Origin of the sequence: Streptomyces sp. NPDC014861, assembly GCF_043081625.1 — a bacterium.
In the GTDB taxonomy this organism is placed as follows: domain Bacteria; phylum Actinomycetota; class Actinomycetes; order Streptomycetales; family Streptomycetaceae; genus Streptomyces.
In genome coordinates this window covers 341,882-361,900 of sequence record NZ_JBIBWV010000003.1, presented here as the reverse complement: position 1 = coordinate 361,900, position 20,019 = coordinate 341,882, and the positions used below count along the sequence as shown (strand labels likewise).

At 74.1% G+C, this 20,019-nt stretch carries 14 protein-coding genes and 2 riboswitches; of the genes, 11 read left to right on the top strand and 3 right to left on the bottom strand.

Annotated elements, in window-relative coordinates; genetic code table 11:
• Positions 1-106 precede the first annotated feature (106 nt).
• Together ACF1BN_RS08270 and ACF1BN_RS08265 are read right to left on the bottom strand one after the other, a co-directional pair.
• Positions 107-1,210 carry a PP2C family protein-serine/threonine phosphatase gene (locus tag ACF1BN_RS08270; protein WP_392330781.1) on the bottom strand — a complete coding sequence of 368 codons (1,104 nt, stop codon included), beginning with the start codon at positions 1,208-1,210 and terminating at the stop codon, positions 107-109.
• 242 nt (positions 1,211-1,452) lie between these two features.
• On the bottom strand, positions 1,453-2,817 hold the full coding sequence (locus ACF1BN_RS08265; RefSeq protein WP_392331011.1) for a hypothetical protein: 1,365 nt from the start codon (positions 2,815-2,817) through the stop codon (positions 1,453-1,455).
• A gap of 168 nt (positions 2,818-2,985) precedes the next feature.
• Positions 2,986-3,125, bottom strand: a riboswitch (cobalamin riboswitch).
• An 80-nt stretch (positions 3,126-3,205) separates the two neighbouring features.
• Positions 3,206-3,339, top strand: a riboswitch (cobalamin riboswitch).
• A 104-nt stretch (positions 3,340-3,443) separates the two neighbouring features.
• Between ACF1BN_RS08265 and ACF1BN_RS08260 the strand changes: the two genes are divergently transcribed.
• The 10 genes from ACF1BN_RS08260 to meaB all read left to right on the top strand — a co-directional run bounded on the left by ACF1BN_RS08260 (position 3,444) and on the right by meaB (position 17,298).
• The gene (locus ACF1BN_RS08260; protein ID WP_392331010.1) at positions 3,444-6,296 is read left to right on the top strand and encodes a prenyltransferase/squalene oxidase repeat-containing protein; all 2,853 of its coding nucleotides are present in this window, start codon (positions 3,444-3,446) and stop codon (positions 6,294-6,296) included.
• On the top strand, positions 6,293-7,339 hold the full coding sequence (locus tag ACF1BN_RS08255; RefSeq protein ID WP_392330780.1) for a hypothetical protein: 1,047 nt from the start codon (positions 6,293-6,295) through the stop codon (positions 7,337-7,339). The genes ACF1BN_RS08260 and ACF1BN_RS08255 overlap by 4 nt, the downstream gene beginning before the upstream one ends.
• A 4-nt stretch (positions 7,340-7,343) precedes the next feature.
• Complete coding sequence (locus ACF1BN_RS08250; RefSeq protein ID WP_392330779.1) at positions 7,344-8,528, top strand: energy-coupling factor transporter transmembrane component T; 1,185 nt, start codon at positions 7,344-7,346, stop codon at positions 8,526-8,528.
• On the top strand, positions 8,525-10,180 hold the full coding sequence (locus ACF1BN_RS08245) for an ABC transporter ATP-binding protein (protein WP_392330778.1): 1,656 nt from the start codon (positions 8,525-8,527) through the stop codon (positions 10,178-10,180). The genes ACF1BN_RS08250 and ACF1BN_RS08245 overlap by 4 nt, the downstream gene beginning before the upstream one ends.
• Positions 10,177-11,103, top strand: coding sequence for an ECF transporter S component (locus tag ACF1BN_RS08240; protein WP_392330777.1), 927 nt, complete (start codon positions 10,177-10,179; stop codon positions 11,101-11,103). Before ACF1BN_RS08245 ends, ACF1BN_RS08240 begins: the two co-directional genes overlap by 4 nt.
• The gene (locus ACF1BN_RS08235; protein WP_392330776.1) at positions 11,043-11,534 is read left to right on the top strand and encodes a DUF4430 domain-containing protein; all 492 of its coding nucleotides are present in this window, start codon (positions 11,043-11,045) and stop codon (positions 11,532-11,534) included. Before ACF1BN_RS08240 ends, ACF1BN_RS08235 begins: the two co-directional genes overlap by 61 nt.
• An 83-nt stretch (positions 11,535-11,617) precedes the next feature.
• Positions 11,618-12,184: a GNAT family N-acetyltransferase gene (locus ACF1BN_RS08230; protein WP_392330775.1), complete on the top strand. Its 567-nt coding sequence runs from the start codon at positions 11,618-11,620 to the stop codon at positions 12,182-12,184.
• A 132-nt stretch (positions 12,185-12,316) separates the two neighbouring features.
• Complete coding sequence (locus ACF1BN_RS08225; protein WP_392330774.1) at positions 12,317-14,134, top strand: methylmalonyl-CoA mutase family protein; 1,818 nt, start codon at positions 12,317-12,319, stop codon at positions 14,132-14,134.
• Positions 14,134-16,308 carry a methylmalonyl-CoA mutase gene (gene scpA, locus ACF1BN_RS08220; RefSeq protein WP_392330773.1) on the top strand — a complete coding sequence of 725 codons (2,175 nt, stop codon included), beginning with the start codon at positions 14,134-14,136 and terminating at the stop codon, positions 16,306-16,308. The genes ACF1BN_RS08225 and scpA overlap by 1 nt, the downstream gene beginning before the upstream one ends.
• A gap of 3 nt (positions 16,309-16,311) precedes the next feature.
• The gene (meaB, locus tag ACF1BN_RS08215) at positions 16,312-17,298 is read left to right on the top strand and encodes a methylmalonyl Co-A mutase-associated GTPase MeaB (RefSeq protein ID WP_392330772.1); all 987 of its coding nucleotides are present in this window, start codon (positions 16,312-16,314) and stop codon (positions 17,296-17,298) included.
• Between the two features lie 55 nt (positions 17,299-17,353).
• On the opposite strand, the gene ACF1BN_RS08210 is transcribed toward meaB, so the two are convergent.
• Positions 17,354-18,025 (bottom strand): TetR/AcrR family transcriptional regulator, encoded by a 672-nt coding sequence (locus tag ACF1BN_RS08210; protein ID WP_392330771.1) that lies wholly within the window; start codon positions 18,023-18,025, stop codon positions 17,354-17,356.
• Positions 18,026-18,175: 150 nt separating this feature from the next.
• Between ACF1BN_RS08210 and ACF1BN_RS08205 the strand changes: the two genes are divergently transcribed.
• On the top strand, positions 18,176-19,912 hold the full coding sequence (locus ACF1BN_RS08205; RefSeq protein WP_392330770.1) for an amidase: 1,737 nt from the start codon (positions 18,176-18,178) through the stop codon (positions 19,910-19,912).
• The last annotated feature ends 107 nt before the right edge of the window (positions 19,913-20,019 follow it).

The following is a 20,019-nucleotide window of genomic DNA, read 5'->3' as shown; positions in this document are numbered from 1 at the left end:
ACGGGAACCCCACGATCAGAGTGATCGTGGTCACACGGCCGGACCGGCAGGACACGCGTCGCAGCGGCCGTACGGGACGGCCGCGCGATCGTCCCGATCCACGGCGTCAGCCCGGCCCGGGCGCGTCCAGGGTGAGGATCAGGAGGGAGACGTCGTCCTGGATCGCGGGGGCGAAGCGGCTCAGGTCCGCCCAGATCGCGTCGGGCAGCTCGTCCGGCCCGAGGCCGGTCATCCGGGCCAGGCGCGCGGCGAAGGGGTAGAAGGCGCCGGTCGTGTCCCGCGCCTCCAAGACGCCGTCCGACGCGAGGAGGAGCCGGTCACCGGGAAGGAGCGACATGGTCGCCGCGGTTCCGGGCGCGATGTCGGCGAGGCCCAGCCCCAGGGGCGGTCCCGGGTCGAGGTCGAGGGTGCGCACGGCGCCGCCGCGCAGCAGGACCGGCGGTGGGTGGCCGCAGGCCAGGACGCGGACCTCCCGGCCGTGCGGGGCGAAGTCCAGGAGGACGGCCGTGGCGAAGAGTTCCGCGTGCTCCGTGCGCGCCGAGTCGACCACCAGCCTGCGGTCCAGCCGTGCCGCGACCGCCTCGGCGTCCGCGTCGTCCAGGACGGCCTCGCGGAACGCCCCGAGGACGGACGCGACCGTGGCGACGGCCGACAGGCCGTGGCCCTGTACGTCGCCGAGGACCGCCCGCACCCCGTAGGGGCCGGCCCTGACGTCGAAGAAGTCGCCGCCCACCAGCGTGCCCGCCTCGGCGGCCCGGTAGAGGCTCGCGCAGCGCACGGGACCCACCCGCCGCCGCACCTCGGGGACGATGGCCCGCTGGGCCGTCTCGGCGACGGCCCGTTCCAGGTCGAGCTGCTCGTCCCTGCGCCCGCGGACGAAGGAGACGAAGACGCTCAGGGTGGCGACGAAGCCGAGGGTGACGAGGTCGGTGTTCCCCGGCCGGTCGAGGTGGAAGGCGGGCAGGGTCAGCAACGCGATCGTCGCCGCGCCGAGGAGGGCCGTGGCCAGCGGTCCGTACGCCAGGACGGCCAGCGGGGAGACGGCGCCGAGCAGGAAGCCGATGTCCACCGGGACGGAGTCGGTGAGGGACGCGATCCCCACCCCGACGAGCAGGAGCACGGGCAGGACCCGGACCCAGCGGGGCGGCGGCGCCCCGCGCAGCCAGCTCCGCCGGTACGCGCCGTTCACCGCCTTCCCCGGCTTCACCACACCACCAGGCTCCTACGCCGGTGGGCCCCGCGCATTCCACGCCTCGCGCCCCGGGGGCCGGCGGGACGTGCCGTCGACCCCCGGGGCCCGGCTTCAGGGGGTCCCCGTGATCGGTCCAGCCCTCGGGCGTCGCCACAGCGGGGCGGTCACTCACGGACGAGGAGCCGTCACGCGTGGCGACATGGGCCGGGCGGGCGGGCAGCGACGGGGGACGGCGTCCGCCCGTCGTGCCCCGGCCGCTGTCAGGCGCCCCAGCGCAGCGCGAGGGTGTCGCCGAGGTTGACGGTCGTCTCGCGGAGGGCTCCGGTGAAGGCGGAGCCGTCGGTGCTGACCTTCCAGGTGTTCGATCCGCTGTTGGCCTTGCCGTTGAGCGCGGTGATCGCACCGGTGCCCGACGCGGGGGTGACGCCGGTGACGCAGCCGGACGGGGTGGCCGCGCCCGTCGCGGCGGCGAGGACGTCCCCGAGGGTCGTGGTCGCGGCCGTGGGCGTGAAGGAGACCGCGCACACCTTGAGGTTGCCGGCGCCGTCGTCGACGGTGAGCGCGAGCTTGGTGGCGGTCCCCGGGGTGAACGCCGACTGGGCGACCCACTGGGGGGCGCCCGGGGTGACCGGCACCGGCGGGGCAGCGGTGAAGCCGCCTCCGGCGACCGCGCGCAGCGCGTCGATCGAGGAGTACGCGGAGGGAGTGGTGTCGGCGGGCTTGTACTTGAAGCCGCCCGCCGGGTTGTACTGGTTGGCGAGGAGGAAGTCGATCGGGGTCTTGGTGGCGAGGGTGGTGAACTCCGCCGACTGCGGGTTGAATCCGCAGGCGTTCAGGCCGGAGACGCCCCAGCCGTTGGAGCTGGTGTTGACGCCGTAGAGGGAGTTGAACGCGCCCGAGGAGCTGACGAGCTTGCCCTTGAGGAAGTTCTTGGCCTGAACGACGTCCGCGTCGGTGTTCGGGACGCCGGAGACGCACAGGGCGGCCATCGCGGCGCCGGTCATGTCGATGTCGCTCGCGGTGTTGATGGCGGTGGGGTTGCCCTCCACCTTCTGGTAGGTCCAGCCGCCGTCGTTGTGCTGGTTGGCGCGGAGACGGGCGACCATCGCGGCGGTCAGGGCCTGCGGGACGCGGGCGGAGCCGGCCTGGGTCTTCGCGCCGCCGAGGGCGAGAGCCGCGAAGACGGTGCCGTTGAAGTTGGCGGAGGGGCCGAAGTAGCCCGGCTCGGCGGTCTGCCAGTACGCGTAGATGTGCGCGATGAGGTTGCGCGAGGCCGAGACGCGGGCCGGGTCGATGCCGGCGGCGTAGGCGTTCAGCGCGCCGCGCTCGTAGTCGGTGACCACCGGGGTGGCGGACGGCCAGCCCGCCGTGGACAGCAGGTTGCGGTAGACGGTTCTGGCGTTCTTGGTGGTGTCGCCGCCGGGTGCCACGTCGACGACGGCGGTGCCCGCGGCGGCGAAGGCGCTGAACGCCCACTCGTTGGAGAGACCCGAGCCGGCGTACGAACCATCCGCTGCCTGGAGGGACTTGAGGTAGGCGACGCCGTTGGTCTTGGACGTCGCGATCTGCGCGGGGGTGGAGGTCGCGAAGGCGGGGAGCGTGCTGAGCGCGAAGGCGCCGAGCATCGCCGGCACCGCGAGCGCGAGACGGCGTGAGGTGCGGGGAAGGGACAAGGCGTGCTCCTGAAGTCGGCGGACGCCGGCCGCTCCGGTCGCACGCGCGCGTCGCCGTGCCGGAGCACGGCCAGGGCATGGCATGGCCGGGGACCGCCGTCCGGAACGCGTGGTACGGCTTCGAGTCGTGCGTCGCCGAATGGGCATTCGGGCTCGGGAAACGGCCCCCGCCGTCCCACACCGCTGCGCGTCAGCTCCGGCTTCGCACCGGATTCCCCCATGTGGCAGCCCAGGACGCTACCCGAACGGTGGAGGTACCGCCAGCGTCGTCCGGAGGGGCGTGCACGACGAGCGGTCGGGCCTCGCCGGTGAGACGCGGACCACCTTGACGGTGCCGACCGATCCGTGTTGCACTCCGGCTGATAAGCAATCAGCACCAGGGGAAGCCGGTCGAATTCCGGCGCTGACCCGCAACCGTAGACCCGGCTCGTCCCGGGTGAGTCGGAATGCCTGGGCTGGAACAGAGCACGAAGAACGCCGTCGCGGACTACGGCGTGGTCGTCACCGCCCCGCCACGGCGTCGCCGTCGCGAGGCCATCGCCACGTACGCACCCGCCCGGCAGAGACGAGGGGCCGCGGTGGGGACCGAACAGCAGGCGAGACGGTGGTCGGGGGCGGGACGACGCCTGGTGTCCGTCCTGACCGTCTCCTTTCTGACGCTCGGCGCGGGCCTGGCCCACTTCACGGCCGCCGCGCCGGCGAGCGCCGACCCGATCAAGAAGTGCACCCGCACCTCCGGCGCGATCGTCGCCGTCGACTTCGGCCACTGGGGCGGCCCCGTGGTGCGCGGCTGCGACGCCACCCCCACGACCGGCTACGAGCTGCTGCGGTCCGGCGGGTTCAGCACCACGGGTACGGAGCACGACGGTCCCGCGTTCATCTGCCGCATCGGCAACGGCTCGTTCGACCGGGGCAAGCAGTACCCCACTCCGGCCCAGGAGGACTGCGTCCTCACCCCGCAGGCCACCGCCTACTGGTCGTACTGGATCGCCTCACCCGGGCAGCGGAAGTGGACGTACAGCCCGCTGGGGGCCATGTCCCGCACGCTCAAGCCGGGCGACGTGGACGCCTGGGTCTTCGGCGGCACCGACATCGGCGGCACCAAGGGCCGGCCCACCTTCACCCCCGACGACGTCCGCGCGGAGGGCGGCGACCCGCCGGACCCGAGCGACCCGCCCGCCCCGAACGTGCCGCCGGGCTCGGTCGATCTGCCGGGCGCGGCCCGCTGGCTCACCGACCGGCTGACGAACGGTCAGCGGGTGGTCAACGAGGGCGACACGGTGCCGAACTACCTCGCCACCACCGAAGCGGCCTGGGCCCTGGCCGCCGCCGACGGCGAGAGCCCCGCGGCCCGCAGGGTCGCCGCCTTCCTGGCCAGGCCCGAGCACACCGACGCCTACGCCTACCCCGCCGGGAAGGACGAGGCGCCCGACGCCACCGCCGCCGCCCGCCTCGCGCTCGTCGCCGAGGCCACCGGCAGGGACCCGCGCGACTTCGGCGGCCACGATCTCCTCGGCGACCTCCTGGCGAACGTCTGCCTCAGCGGCTCGGACGCGCCGCAGCCCGTCCCCGGCTGCGCCACCACGGGCGATTTCCGTACGACGGGGCAGACCGAGGGGCAGGCCCTCGCCGTCATCGCCCTGTTGAACGGTGAGGTGACCCCGCCGGCCGAGGCGGTGACGCGGCTGGCTCAACTCCAGTGCGACGACGGCGGATTCCCGAGCTTCCTGATCCTGGACGGACAGGTCTGCGAGAGCGAGGCCGGGAGCACCGCGCTGGTGGCGCTCGCCCTCCAGCGGGCGGGCGGCCACAAGGCGGTCGTCACCAAGGCCCGCTCCTCGCTCAAGAAGGCCCAGTCCAAGACGGGCGCCTGGCCCGCCGTCTCGTACAGCGTCCCGGGCAGCGCCTACGCCACGGGCTGGGCGGCCCAGGCCCTGCGGGCCCTGGGCGACCGGGCGCACGCGGACGCGGCGGTCTCCTGGCTCTCCCGCCAGCAGCTCCCCGGCGGCGGCTTCGCCTTCGAGGAGGGCACCCCGGACCCGCTGCTCTACGCCACCACCGCGGCCCTCATCGCGGGCGCGAAGAGCGATCTGGTGACGCTGACCACGAAGGAGCCCGCGCCGCCGACCACCCCTCCGACCACTCCGCCCACCACACCCCCGACCACGACCCCTCCCACGACCGGGCCCACCACTCCCCCGGCCGGTGAGGGACCGGACCTCAAGAAGGGCTCGGCCTACCTCGCCGACCACCGGCGGCTGATCCAGGGCCGGTACTACGAGGGCAGCCCCCGCTTCGCCGACTACGGCCTGACCATCGACGGCGCGTACGCGCTCGCCGCCACCGGTCACGACAACGCCACCCTGCGCAACATCGTCGACTTCCTCGACAAGGGCGGCGAGGACGCGTCGGGTCGCGGTGTCCACGACTGGACGAAGGTCGGCACCAAGTACGCCGGCGGCGGCTTCATAGGCAAGGCGGCGGTCCTCGCCCAGTCCGTGGGCCGCGACCCCCGCGCCTTCGGCGGGAAGGACCTGATCGCCGCGCTCGCCCGGGGCGTCTGCCCGGCCGCGACCCCGGCGGAGCCCCGCAAGTGCGCCGGTGAGGGCAACTACACCTACGCCACCTCGGTCTTCTCCCAGTCCCTGGGCGTCATCGCCCAGGTCCGGGCGGGTGAGACGGCCGCCGCGGCCTCGCCGGTGGCGTACCTCAAGAGCCTCCGCGACCCGGCGACCGGCGCCTGGCCCAGCCTCATCGGCGAGCCGAGCGACATCGAGGTCGACTCGACGGCGATGGCCGCGATGGCCCTCGACCTGCTGCCCGACGCCGAGACGCAGGCGGCCGTGGACCGGGCCCTGGTGTGGCTGGCCGGGCAGCAGCTCCCCGACGGCGGCTTCACCGGCGCCTCCGGGAACTCCGTCAACTCGGCGGCGCTCGCCGTGCAGGGGTTGTCGCTGGACACCGGGAAGTACGCGGCCGAGATCGCGAAGGCCCGGAAGTTCCTGGCCTCGCAGCAGAACAAGGACGGCGGCTTCAACGTCAGCAAGGGCGGTCAGGCGGGATCCGACGTCCGGGCCTCCGCGCAGGCGGTCGGCGGGGCCACCGGCATCTCCTTCGGCACGCTGACGCGCGACCTGAGCGGCACCACCGCCGAACCGGTCCCGAGCCCGTCCGGGCCGCCCGCCTCCCCCTCGTCGACGCCCGTGATCATCACTCCGGGCGAGGACGGAGGCACCGCGAGCGGCTCCGGGACGTCCGGCACGGGAACCGGCGGAACCCAGGCGACCGGCGGCGCGAAGGGCGGCAGCCTCGCCGCCACCGGGTCCCAGGCCACCGCCCTCGCCGTCACGGCCGTCCTCCTGGTCGCCGCCGGCTGGGGCGCGACCCGCCTCGCCCGCAGGCGGCGCGAGACCGACGGCGGCCCGGCATGACCGCTCACCGCGTCCCGCGTTCCCTCACGCGTACGGGGACCGCGCAGGCGAACAAGCCCCTCAAGGGCCACTTCGCCCGTTCCCTCACGCGTGCGGGGACCGCGCTGGCGCTGACGGTGGCGGCCGTCGCCGCCGGGACGGCCCCGGCGGGGGCCGCCCCCCAGCCGATGGGGCAGTGCACCACGTCCTCCGGCGCCGTCCTCGCCGTCGACTTCAGCCACTGGGGAGGGCCGATCTACCGCTCGTGCGGGACGACCCCCACGACCGGGTACGAGCTCCTGAACCAGGGCGGCTGGCGGACCGCCGGCACGGGCCACGACGGCCCGGCCTTCATCTGCCGCATCGGCTACAGCGGTCACCAGGGAGGGAAGCAGTACCCGACGCCCCAGCAGGACGACTGCGTCCTCACCCCGCCCGCCTCCGCGTACTGGTCGTACTGGCACGCCGATCCGGGCGAGAACACCTGGGAGTACAGCCAGCTCGGCGCGATGCTCTACAAGCCCGCGCCCGGCAGCGTCGACCTGTGGATCTTCGGCGGCACGAACATCGAGGGGACCGAGGGGCGCCCCACCGTCACCCCCGACCAGCTGCGCGCCAAGAACACCCGGCCCACCGGGGGCGGTCAGCCGGTGCCCCACGACACCCGGACAGCGGCGTCGCTGCCGCCGGACGTCGACACCGGCCCCGCTCCGGAGAACCCGCCCCCGACGGAACCGCCGGCTCCGGCGACGACCGCTCCCGCGACGCGACCGCCCGCGCCGACACGCACCCCGACCCCCTCGCGGAGCCCTTCGCCGACCCCGTCGAGGACCGCGTCCCCGACGCCCGCCACGACCCCGCCGACGACTCCGCCGAGCCCGACCGCGACGACCGGCTCGCCGGCCGTCGCCGCCCCGGGCCCCGCGGTGGTCGACGCGGCGCCCGCCGCGGACGCCGCCGTCGACACGGGGTCCTGGGTGCCCGCCGCCGTGACCGGTCTCCTGGGCCTGCTGATCGGCGCGGCGGCCGTGTTCGCCGCCAAGCGCCGTCGTCGTGCGGAGTAGCCGCGTGCCCCGTGCCTCCACGGCGGCCGTCGCACCGTCCGCGTCCGGCCCCGCGCCGGACGCGGGCGGCCGCCGCCTGCCCCGCACCCTCCACCCCGTCGCCTGGTGGGTCTGGGCCCTGGCGCTCGCGACGGCGGTGAGCCGCACCAACAACCCGCTGCTGCTCTTCCTGGTCCTCGCGGTCCTCGGATACGTCATCACGATGCGCCGCACCGAGGCGCCCTGGGCGCGCGGCTTCAAGTACTACCTGTATCTGGCCCTCACCGTCGTCGCGATCCGGGTGGTGTTCCGCGCGGTCTTCGCGACCGGGATCACCCCCCGCGACCACTTCCTCTTCGCGCTCCCGCACCTGCCCACCCCGGACTGGTACGCCGGGATCCAGATCGGCGGCCCGGTCTCCCTGGAGGCGCTGCTCTCCGCCGCCACCGACGGGCTGCGGCTGGCGTGCATGCTCTGCTGCATCGGCGCCGCCAACACCCTCGCCAACCCCAAGCGTGCGCTGCGCGTGCTGCCCGGCGCGCTGTACGAGCTCGGCGTGGCCGTCACCGTCTCCCTGAGCGTGGCGCCCCAACTGGTCCAGAGCGTCCAGCGCGTGCACCGGGCGCGGCGGCTCCGTGCCGGGCGCTCCAAGGGGCTGCGGGCCCTGCGCGGGATCATCGTCCCGGTGCTGGAGGACGCGCTGGAACGCTCCCTGCGGCTGGCGGCGGCGATGGACTCCCGGGGCTACGGGCGGGCGGGGACGGCGACCCGCGGGTCGCGCCGGGCCACCGGCGCGCTGATGCTGCTCGGCATGTGCGGCCTCTGCGCCGGCGCGTACGGGCTCCTCGACGCCACCGCTCCGGCCGTGCTCGGCTTCCCGGCGCTGGTCGTCGGCGGGCTGCTGTGCGTGGCGGGGCTCCGTCTCGGCGGGCGCAGGGTGACCCGTACGACCTACCGCCCGGATCCGTGGCGGGCCGCCGAGTGGGCCGTGGCCGGCTGCGGCGTGCTGTCCGCTGTGCTCCTCTTCAGCAACGCGGGCTTCGACGCGGCCGAACTCAACCCGTCGATCTATCCGCTGAGTTGGCCCACCCTTCCGCTGGTCCCGGCCGCGGCGATCCTGCTGGCCGGGACCGCCGGGTTCGTGGCCCCTCCGCCCGGTCCGCCGGTCCGGCCGGTCCTTCCCGCACAGCGCACCGAGGAACCCACGTGATCACCTTCGAGCAGGTCACCGTCGTGTACGACGACATGGCCGAGCCCGTCCTGCGGGACGTGGACCTGACGGTGGAGGAGGGCGAGCTCTGCCTGGTCGTCGGTCACACCGGCACCGGCAAGTCGAGCCTGCTCGGCACCGTCAACGGACTCGTGCCGCACTTCACCGGGGGCACCCTCCACGGCCGGGTCACCGTCGACGGCCGGGACACCGCCGACCATCCTCCGCGTGAGCTCGCCGATGTCGTGGGAGTCGTCGGCCAGGACCCCCTGGACGGTTTCGTCACCGACACCGTCGAGGAGGAACTCGCCTATGCCATGGAGCAGTTGGCGGTGCCTCCGGCGACCATGCGCAAGCGGGTGGAGGAGACCCTGGACCTGCTGGGACTCGCCGACCTGCGGCACCGGGCGCTCCACGAACTCTCCGGCGGTCAGCAGCAGCGCGTCGCCATCGGCTCCGTCCTGACCGCGCACCCCCGGGTGCTCGTCCTGGACGAGCCGACCTCGGCGCTGGACCCGACGGCCGCCGAGGAGGTCCTGGCCGCCGTCACCCGGCTCGTCCACGACCTCGGCGTCACCGTCCTGCTCGCCGAGCACCGCCTGGAGCGGGTCGTCCAGTACGCGGACCGCGTCCTGCACCTGCCGGGGGACGGGCGGGTGGTCTCCGGGCCGCCCGCGGAGATCTTCCGTACGGCGTCGATCGCCCCGCCCGTCGTGGAGCTGGGCCGGGCCGCCGGCTGGTCCCCGCTGCCCCTCTCCATCCGCGACGCCCGGCGGGCGGCGGCGCCGCTGCGGACCCGGCTGGAGCGGGTCGTACCGCCCCCGGTCCGGCCGGCGCCCGGCGCGGACCGGCCGGGTCTGCTGACCGCGCGCGGCATCACCGTGACGTACCAGGGCGTGCCCGCCGTCCGCGAGGTCGATCTCGACCTGCGGGGCGGGGAGGTCACCGCGCTGATGGGCCGCAACGGCTCCGGCAAGTCCTCCCTGCTGTGGGCGCTCCAGGGCTCCGGTCCCCGCAAGGCGGGTGCGGTGGCCGTCGGGGAGGCCGGCGAGCCGGGCTCGCGCGATCCCCGGAAGGTCTCGGCGGCGGAGGCCCGGCGGCTCGTCGGCCTGGTGCCGCAGACGCCCACCGACCTGCTGTACCTGGAGAGCGTCAAGCAGGAACTGGACCAGGCGGACGCCGAGTCCGGGGCCGGGGACGAGGCGGTTCCGGCGCGCTCCCTGCTGGACCGGCTCGCCCCCGGCATCCCCGACACCACGCATCCGCGCGATCTGTCCGAGGGCCAGAAGCTGGCCCTGGTGCTGGCGATCCAGCTGTCCGCCGCCCCTCGGGTGGTGCTCCTCGACGAGCCCACGCGCGGGCTCGACTACCGGGCCAAGGGCGCCCTGATCGACATCGTGGACGGCCTGGCGGCCGAGGGACGCACGGTCGTGATCTCCACCCACGACGTGGAGTTCGTCGCCCGCGCCGCGGACCGGGTGGTCGTCATGGCCGAGGGGGACGTCGTCGCGGACGGGCCGACCACCGAGGTCATCGTCGCCTCCCCCGTCTTCGCCCCGCAGACGGCGAAGGTCCTCGCCCCCCTGCCCTTCCTCACGGTGGACCAGGTGGCGGCGGTGCTCGCCGCCGACGGGACGGACCCGGAGTCATGAGCGCCTCCCCCGCCGCCATCCGCATCCGGGCCCGGGCCGGGATCGTCATCGCCATGGCCGCCTTCCTCGGCGTCGTCGCGTTCTTCTGGCCGTTCCTGGTCGCGCCGGGGAAGTTCGGCTCGAACTACGCACCGCCACTGATCTTCGGCGTCCTGCTCGTCGTGGTGCTCTGCGTGGTGATCTCGGAGATCGCGGAGGGCGGGATCGACTCGAAGGCCCTGGCGATGCTGGGCGTGCTGTCCGCGGTCAACGCCGCGCTCCGCCCGCTGGGGGCGGGCACCGCCGGCATCGAGACCGTGTTCTTCCTCCTCGTGCTCGCGGGGCGGGTGTTCGGTCCGGGCTTCGGGTTCACGCTGGGCTGCACCTCCCTGTTCGCCTCCGCCCTCATCACCGGCGGCGTCGGCCCCTGGATGCCGTACCAGATGTTCGGCTGCGCCTTCGTCGGCATGCTCGCGGGCTTCCTCCCGAAGGCCACGGGACGGCGGGAGGTCGCCCTGCTCGCGGTGTACGGATCGCTCTCCGGCTATCTGTTCGGCTTCCTGCTCAACCTGTCGTTCTGGCCGTTCTCGCTCGACCCGAACAGCTCCATCGCGTATCTGCCGGGCCTGCCGTTCACCGAGCAGTTCCAGCGGTACCTCGCCTTCGATCTGGCGACCTCGCTCGGCTGGGACACCGGCCGCGCCGTCACCAACCTCGTCGCCATCACCCTGGCCGGCCCCGCCGTCCTCACCGTCTTCCGCCGCGCCGCCCGCAAGGCCCGCTTCCAGGCCCCGGTCCGGTTCTCCGGCCGGGGTGCGGGCCCGGACGGCACGCCCGGTCGCACCACGCACCACCCACCGCACCCCCTGTCGAGAGGAACCTCATGCGCACCTCCCTGCTCCGCCGCACCGCCGTCGCCACAGCGGCCCTCGGCCTCGCCCTGACCGCCTCTCCCGCGGTCGCGCAGCCGGAGACCACGGCGGCGTTCACCAACACGCCGGTGAGAGTCACCGTCAAGGTCCAGGGCCCCGACGGCCTGCTCTTCCAGAAGAAGATCTTCACCTGGGGCCACGACGTCACGACCGCCACCGGCGGCACCCACAAGTGCGACGGCACCAACGGCTCCGCGCACGCGACCAAGGTGCCGACCCCCACGGCCGCCCTGGACCACGCGGCGAAGCGCAACGGCTTCACCTGGGACGGCACCTGGTACGCCTCATTCGACGACTACTCCGTCGACACGGTGAAGGGCGTCAGCGGCGGCGGCTCCGCCTACTGGAACATCGCGGTCAACGGCGTCCCGACCCCGGTCGGCGGCTGCCAGTTCGAGATAGAGCACGGCGACGAGGTGTCCTTCACCTGGACGTCCTTCTGACCTGAGGGCCCCGCCGCCCGAGGAACCCGCCTTCCGACGGACGGCCCCGACCGCGGCAACCCCCTGGCGAGAGGAAGCAGATCGTGAACATCACCACGGTGGTCTACCCCGGAGAGGCCGCGCTCCCGCTCGCCGACGAGTTCCTGCATCTGCGGCGGCTCGCCGCCAGGGGGTGCCTGCCCGCGCAGGGCGACCGGCACGCGGCCGCCTCGGCGCTGCGCGACCGGATGGCCGAGCAGGCCCGGACGCCGGGCTTCCTCGCGGTGACGGCGCGGGCCGACAGCCTCCTGTGCGGTTTCGGCGTCGCGGCGCGGACCCCGGACCCGTACACGGGGGACGAGTGGGAGGGCGACGCCCGGCGCGCCCAGGAGTGGCTGGCCGGAGCCGTCCACGTCACGGACCTCGTCGTCGCGCCGGTGGCGCGGGGGCGGGGTGTGGCGACCCGGCTCCTGGAGACGCTGACGGTGCCCGCGCTGGACGACCGCGTCTGGGCGGCTCCCCGGCATACGGACGCCATGGCGCTGGGCTTCTTCCGGTACCTGGGGTGGCGGCAGACCGTCTTCCCCCGCTTCGGGGCGGGACCCGATCGTGTGGTGTTCCTCGGGCCCCGGCACCCCTCGCCGGCGGGCAGGGCGGTGGCGGGGTGCTGAGGTGCACCGTTCCGGCGCGGCGGTGACGTCCTCATGCACGGTCGGTCGGCGCGATCAAGGGCGGTCCGGAGAGGTCAAGGTCACAGGTGATCACCCTGCTGCTCCTTTGTTCACCTGACCTAAGCTCCGCTCATGACTGTGCTGCCTGACGACGGCCTTTCCCTGGCCGCCGAGTTCCCCGCAGCGACCCGTGCGCAGTGGCAGCGTCTCGTGACCGGCGTGCTGAGCCGGTCGGGCAAGGACGTTCCCGCCACCGAGGCCGAGGACGCGCTGTCCGTCGCGCTCGAGGACGGCCTGCGGACCCGCCCGCTGTACACGGCCGCCGACGCCGCGCCCGACCCCGGCCTACCCGGCTTCCCTCCCTTCGTCCGGTCCGGGCGCGCCACCGGCAACGCCGTGGGTGGCTGGGACGTGCGCCAGCACCACGCCGCCGCCGATCCCGAGGCCGTGCTGACGGACCTGGAGAACGGCGTCGCCTCGCTGTGGCTGACCGTGGGGCCGGGCGGGATCCCGGTGGACGATCTGGACCGGGTGCTGCGGGGCGTGTACCTCGACCTGGCTCCGGTCGTCCTGGACGCCGGGGCCGAGACGGCGGACGCGGCCCAGGAGCTGCTCGCCCTCTACGCCCGGCGCGGAGTGGCCCCCGAGGGGGCGCTCGGCAACCTCGGCGCCGACCCGCTCGGCACCGAGGCGCGCACCGGTTCCGCCTACGACGGTGACGGTTTCGCCGCCACGGTCGCCCTCGCGCGGCTGTGCGCCGAGGCGTACCCGGGACTGCGGGCGCTGACCGTGGACGCCCTGCCGTACCACGACGCCGGTGGCTCGGCCGCGCAGGAACTGGGCGCTTCCCTCGCCACCGGTGTCGCCTATCTGAGGGCGCTCACCGGCGGTGGCCTGAGCGTCGAACAGGCTCTGGGACAGCTGGAGTTCCGGTACGCGGCGACCGCCGACCAGTTCCTCACCATCGCCAAGCTGCGCGCGGCGCGCCGTCTGTGGGCGCGGGTCGCGGAGGCGTGCGGCGCCCCCGCGGCGGGGGCCCAGGTCCAGCACGCGGTCACGTCCTCGGTGATGACGACGGCGCGGGACCCGTGGGTGAACATGCTGCGGGCGACGATCGCCACACTCGCGGCGGGTGTCGGCGGCGCCGACGCGGTGACCGTCCACTCCTTCGACCACGCGCTCGGTCTGCCGGACGCGTTCGCGCGCCGGATCGCCCGGAACACCTCCACCGTCCTCATCGAGGAGTCGCACCTGGCGCGGGTGATCGACCCGGCCGGCGGCTCCTGGTACGTGGAGTCGCTGACCGACGAACTCGCCGGTGCCGCCTGGGAGTTCTTCCAGGACATCGAGCGGTCCGGTGGACCGGCGGCCGGGCTGCGCTCGGGCTGGATCGAGCAGCGGCTCGCCGCGACCTGGGCCGAGCGCTCCAAGGCGCTGGCCAAGCGCCGCGAACCGGTCACCGGTGTCAGCGAGTTCCCGCACCTCGCGGAGAAGCCAGTGGTGCGCGAACCCGCGCCGGCCCGGCCCTCGGGCGGGCTGCCGCGGGTCCGCCGCGACGAGGCCTTCGAGGCGCTGCGCGCCCGGTCCGACGCCCATCTGGCCGCGACCGGGGCCCGTCCGCGGGTCTTCCTGGCCGCGCTCGGGCCGGCCGCGGCGCACACCGCCCGGCTGACCTTCGCCGCGAACCTCCTCCAGGCCGGCGGCATCGAGCCCGTCACCGAAGGCTCCTTCGAGGACAGCGGGGCCGCCGAGGTCTGCCTGTGCTCCAGCGACGCCGTGTACGAGGAGCGCGCCGCCGAGGAGGCGGCCGCGTTCCGCGCCGCCGGGGCCGGGCACGTGGTGCTCGCCGGCCGTCCCGCCGGGTACCCGGGTGTCGACTCGTACGTCTTCGCGGGGTGCGACGCGGTCGCCGTCCTCTCCGCCACCCTCGACCGCATGGGAGTGTCCTGATGGGAATCCCCGACTTCACCGGGATCGACCTCGGATCCCCGTCCACGGCCGGCAGCCCCGAGGAGTGGCGCGCCGCGGTCAAGCGGGCCGCCGGCGGGGACGAACTGCTGTGGGAGACGCCCGAGGGCATCACGGTCAAGCCCCTGTACACCGGGAGCGACCTGGAGGACGTCGACTTCCTGGGGACGTATCCGGGCGTGGCGCCCTTCCTGCGCGGCCCCTATCCGACGATGTACGTCAACCAGCCCTGGACCATCCGCCAGTACGCGGGGTTCTCGACGGCCGAGGAGTCCAACGCCTTCTACCGGCGGAACCTCGCGGCCGGCCAGAAGGGCCTGTCGGTCGCCTTCGACCTGCCGACCCACCGCGGGTACGACAGCGACCACCCGCGGGTGACCGGTGACGTCGGCATGGCGGGCGTGGCGATCGACTCGATCTACGACATGCGGCAGCTGTTCGACGGGATCCCGCTGGACCGGATGTCGGTGTCGATGACGATGAACGGCGCGGTGCTGCCCGTCCTCGCCCTCTACATCGTGGCGGCGGAGGAGCAGGGCGTCTCCGCCGACAAGCTCGCCGGGACCATCCAGAACGACATCCTCAAGGAGTTCATGGTCCGCAACACCTACATCTACCCGCCGAAGCCGTCGATGCGGATCATCTCCGACATCTTCGCCTTCACCTCGCGGAGCATGCCCCGCTACAACTCGATCTCCATCTCCGGCTACCACATCCAGGAGGCGGGGGCGACCGCCGACCTGGAGCTGGCCTACACCCTCGCGGACGGCGTCGAGTACATCCGCGCGGGCCGGGAGGCGGGCCTGGACGTGGACGCGTTCGCGCCGCGGCTCTCCTTCTTCTGGGCGATCGGCATGAACTTCTTCATGGAGATCGCCAAGCTGCGCGCGGCCCGTCTGCTGTGGGCGAAGCTGGTCAAGGAGTTCGACCCCCAGAACGCCAAGTCGCTGTCGCTGCGCACCCATTCGCAGACCTCCGGCTGGTCGCTGACCGCGCAGGACGTCTTCAACAACGTGACGCGCACGTGCGTGGAGGCGATGGCGGCGACACAGGGCCACACCCAGTCGCTGCACACCAACGCGCTCGACGAGGCGCTCGCGCTGCCGACCGACTTCTCGGCCCGTATCGCGCGCAACACCCAGTTGCTCATCCAGCAGGAGTCGGGCACCACCCGGACCATCGACCCGTGGGGCGGCAGCGCCTACGTGGAGCGGCTGACGTACGACCTGGCGCGCCGGGCCTGGCAGCACATCCAGGAGGTCGAGGCGGCCGGCGGCATGGCGCAGGCGATCGACGCGGGCATCCCGAAGCTCCGTGTGGAGGAGGCGGCGGCCCGCACCCAGGCGCGGATCGACTCCGGCCGCCAGCCGGTCATCGGTGTGAACAAGTACCGCGTCGACGGCGACGAGCAGATCGAGGTCCTGAAGGTCGACAACTCGTCCGTGCGGGCCCAGCAGATCGAGAAGCTGCGGCGGCTGCGCGCGGAGCGCGACGAGCGGGCCTGCCAGGACGCGCTGGACGACCTCACCCGCGCGGCGGGCGGCGAGGGCAACCTCCTGGAGCTGGCCGTGCGGGCCGCCCGCGCGAAGGCCACCGTCGGCGAGATCTCGGACGCGCTGGAGAAGGTGTACGGCCGGCACTCCGGCCAGATCCGTACGATCTCCGGCGTGTACCGCAACGAAGCAGGTGAGTCCCCGAACGTGGAGTCGACCCGAGCCCTCGTCGGCTCGTTCGAGGAGGCCGAGGGCCGCCGTCCCCGGATCCTGGTCGCCAAGATGGGCCAGGACGGGCACGACCGCGGCCAGAAGGTGATCGCGACCGCCTTCGCCGACCTGGGCTTCGACGTCGATGTCGGCCCGCTGTTCCAGACCCCGGGCGAGGTGGCCCGGCAGGCCGTCGAGGCGGACGTCCACATCGTGGGCGTCTCGTCCCTGGCGGCCGGTCACCTCACGCTCGTCCCGGCGCTGCGGGACGAGCTGGCCGCCGAGGGCCGGGAGGACATCATGATCGTGGTCGGCGGGGTCATCCCGCCCCAGGACGTGCCGACGCTCCTGGAGATGGGCGCCGCCGCGGTCTTCCCGCCCGGCACGGTGATCCCGGACGCGGCCGCCGATCTGGTGCGGAGGCTCGCGGCCGACCTGGGACACGACCTCTAGCCCATGGCCATCGACCTCGACACGTACGAGAAGGGTGTACGGGAGGGGAAGCGGGCCCTCGTGGCCCGCGCCATCACCCTCGTGGAGTCCACCCGTCCCGATCACCGGGCGCTCGCGCAGGAGTTGCTGACCCGACTGCTGCCGCACAGCGGCCGGGCCCGGCGGATCGGCATCAGCGGTGTGCCCGGCGTCGGGAAGTCGACCTTCATCGACGCCTTCGGCACCATGCTGACCGGCCTCGGGCACCGGGTGGCGGTCCTCGCCGTCGACCCCTCGTCCACCCGTACCGGGGGCTCGATCCTCGGCGACAAGACGCGGATGGAGCGGCTCGCCGTGGATCCGGCGGCGTTCGTGCGGCCGTCTCCCAGCGCGGGCACCCTCGGCGGGGTCGCCAAGGCGACCCGTGAGTCGATGGTGGTGATGGAGGCCGCCGGCCACGACGTCGTCCTGGTGGAGACGGTCGGCGTCGGGCAGTCCGAGACGGCCGTGGCGAACATGGTCGACACCTTCCTGCTGCTCACCCTGGCCCGCACGGGCGACCAGCTCCAGGGCATCAAGAAGGGCGTCCTGGAGTTGGCGGACGTCGTGGCGGTGAACAAGGCGGACGGTCCGCACGCGACCGACGCCCGCGCCGCCGCCCGCGAGCTCGCGGGCGCGCTGCGGCTGATGCACGGCCGCGAGGCGGTGTGGACGCCCCCGGTGCTGACGTGCAGCGCCCGGGAGTCCTCCGGCCTCGACGAGGTGTGGGAGCGCCTGGAGAACCACCGCGCGGTCCTCGACGCCGCGGGTCGCCTCGACGCCAGGCGCCGGGACCAGCAGGTCGACTGGGCCTGGACGATGGTCCGCGACGAGCTGCTCGCCCGGCTCCACGCGGATCCGGCCGTCCGCGCCCTGACCCCGGACGTCGAGCGGCGGGTGCGCGACGGGGAGCTCACGGCGACGCTCGCGGCGGAGCGCATCCTCGGCGCCTTCGGGGGACGCGCGGAGTGACGCTCCTCGCGCGGGGAGGGCGCCGCCCGGTCGGACCGGGCGGCGCCCTCCGCCGTCAGTCCTGGCCCTCGGGGCGCAGTTCGCGTGCGAGGGCGGACAGGGCGAACGCGTGCGGGGAGGCGTGGTGCCAGCGGGAGCGTCCGAACATGACGTCCTCGGAGAGCCCGCTCAGCATGGCCACGGCCCGGACGGTGAACTCGGGCAGGTCCACGTCGGCGAAGTGCCCGAGCTCCTGCCCCTCCCGGACGATGGCTTCCAGGCGTTCGTCCCAGCCGTCCAGCAGCTCGGTGAGGATCCGCCGGCCCGCTTCGTCGTGGCCCTGGGCGAGCACCTGCGTCCACAGCGCGTAGCGCTCGTCGCCCTGGTCGCGGGGGAGGTAGAAGCGGACGAAGAGGTCCAGCTTCTCGGCGGGGGTCGCGGCCCGGTCGGCGGCCTGCCGGAAGCGGTCCCACAGGTCCGCCTGGCTCCAGGCGAGGACCTCGAGCAGGAGCCGGTCCTTCTTGCCGAAGTGGTAGAGGATGTGTCCGGTGCTCATGCCGGCCCGCTCCGCGATGTCCGACATGCGCAGGGCCGCCGTCCCCTTCTCGGCGATGACGCTGATGGCCGCCCGCATGGCCCGCGCCCGCGCCTCGTCCCCGCTGGGCTGCCGCTTCCTGTCGGTCGGGACCCGGGACGCGGGTCGTGAGGCGGTGCCCGGCTCGACGGGCCCGGTCTCTGACGTCGGCATGAGCATTCACTTTCGGTGACGGAGATCCAGGTCCCCAGTCTAGGTTCCGCATTTCTAGACTCCTAGTCTAGACTGAAAATCAAGTCAGAGCGCTGGGGCGGGTGACGGCCCTCGGCCCGCCTGCCCCACTCACCCCCCAGGAGCACCCCCGTGACGCGCGGATTCGATGTCGTGGAGACCTGTATCGCCGACCTGCGCGCAGCGCTGGAGAAGGGCGAGACGACCGCCGTCGAGCTGCTCGACGCCTATCTCGCGCGGATCGACGCGTACGACCGGCCCGGTACCGCCACCGCCCTGAACGCGATGGTCGTGATGAACCCGCGCGCCCGCGCGGAGGCGGAGGCCTCGGACGCCCGCCGCGCCCGCGGCGAGACGCTGGGACCGCTGGACGGCATCCCGTACACCGCCAAGGACAGCTACCTCGCCGAGGGGCTCACGGCCGCGTCCGGCTCCCCCGCCTTCGAGCACCTCGTCGCCCAGCGCGACGCCTTCGCCATCGAGCGGCTGCGCGCGGGCGGCGCGATCCTCATCGGCCTCACCAACATGCCTCCGATGGCCAACGGCGGCATGCAGCGCGGCCTGTACGGCCGCGCGGAGAGCCCGTACAACGCCGACTGGCTCACCAGCGCCTACGGCTCCGGCTCCTCCAACGGCTCCGGCACGGCGACGGCCGCCTCCTTCGGCGCGTTCGGCCTCGGCGAGGAGACCTGGTCCTCGGGCCGCGCCCCCGCCTCGAACAACGCGCTGTGCGCCTACACCCCCAGCCGCGGCGTCATCTCGGTCCGCGGCAACTGGCCGCTCGTCCCGACGATGGACGTCGTGGTGCCCCACACCCGCACCATGGCCGACCTGCTCGAACTGCTCGACGTCATCGTCGCCGACGACCCGGACGCGCGCGGCGACCTGTGGCGCGCCCAGCCCTGGCTGACGCTGCCCCCCGCCTCGCGGGTCCGCCCCGCCTCCTACCCGGCCCTGGCCCCCGCCGGCGCCGAGAGCGCCGCCGCCGCGCTGGCCGGAAAGCGCGTCGGCGTACCCCGCATGTACGTCAACGCCGACCCCGACGCCGGCACGAACCCCGACGGGGGCATCGGCGGCCAGACCGGACAGCGCGTCGACACCCGCCCCTCGGTCATCGCCCTGTGGGAGGCCGCCCGCCGCGACCTGGAGGCCGCCGGCGCCGAGGTCGTCGAGGTCGAGTTCCCCGTGGTGTCGAACTACGAGTCCGACCGCCCCGGAGCACCCTCGCTGCTCACCCGCGGTCTGGTGAGCCGCGCGTACCTCACCTTCGAGATCGAGGACCTGTCCGCCTGGGCCTGGGACGACTTCCTGCGCGCCAACGGCGACCCGGCGCTCGACACCCTCGCCGACGTGGACGGCGACCGCATCTGGCCCAAGCGTGAGGGGGAGCTGCCCGACCGCTACGAGGGCTTCGACGACACGATCGGCGCGTACCCCCGCTTCGTGCGCGAGCGCCCCTACGCGTCCCTCGCCGACATGCCGCTCCTGGAGGAGGGCCTGCGCGGACTGGAGGAGACGCGCCGCGTCGACCTGGAGGTGTGGATGGACGGACTCGGCCTGGACGCCGTCGTCTTCCCCGCGGTCGCCGACGTGGGCCCCGCGGACATGGACGTCGACGAGGCCTCCGCGGACCTCGGCTGGCGCAACGGCGTCTGGGTCGCCAACGGCAACCTCGTCCCCCGCCACCTCGGCATCCCGACCGTGACGGTGCCCATGGGCACCATGGCGGACATCGGCATGCCCGTCGGACTGACCTTCGCGGGCCGCGCCTACGACGACAACGCCCTGCTGTCCCTCGCGGCGGCCTTCGAGCGGACCGGCAGCCGGCGCACGGTGCCGCCGCGCACCCCGCGCCTGCCGGCGGAGTGACCTGACGGAGCCGCGGGGGGGGGGGGGGGCGGGCCCCCGGGGCGGGGGCGCGCCCCCCCCCCCCCCCCCCCCCCCCCCCCCCCCCCCCCCCCCCCCCCGCCCCACCC

Excerpts from the sequence above, each read along its gene's own strand:
- ACF1BN_RS08265 (WP_392331011.1), bottom strand. The coding sequence starts at position 2,817 with ATGCTCGGCGCCTTCGCGCTCAGCACGCTCCCCGCCTTCGCGACCTCC.
- ACF1BN_RS08255 (WP_392330780.1), top strand. The coding sequence starts at position 6,293 with ATGACCGCTCACCGCGTCCCGCGTTCCCTCACGCGTACGGGGACCGCG.
- ACF1BN_RS08240 (WP_392330777.1), top strand. The coding sequence starts at position 10,177 with ATGAGCGCCTCCCCCGCCGCCATCCGCATCCGGGCCCGGGCCGGGATC.
- ACF1BN_RS08235 (WP_392330776.1), top strand. The coding sequence starts at position 11,043 with ATGCGCACCTCCCTGCTCCGCCGCACCGCCGTCGCCACAGCGGCCCTC.
- ACF1BN_RS08225 (WP_392330774.1), top strand. The coding sequence starts at position 12,317 with ATGACTGTGCTGCCTGACGACGGCCTTTCCCTGGCCGCCGAGTTCCCC.
- scpA (WP_392330773.1), top strand. The coding sequence starts at position 14,134 with ATGGGAATCCCCGACTTCACCGGGATCGACCTCGGATCCCCGTCCACG.
- meaB (WP_392330772.1), top strand. The coding sequence starts at position 16,312 with ATGGCCATCGACCTCGACACGTACGAGAAGGGTGTACGGGAGGGGAAG.
- ACF1BN_RS08210 (WP_392330771.1), bottom strand. The coding sequence starts at position 18,025 with ATGCCGACGTCAGAGACCGGGCCCGTCGAGCCGGGCACCGCCTCACGA.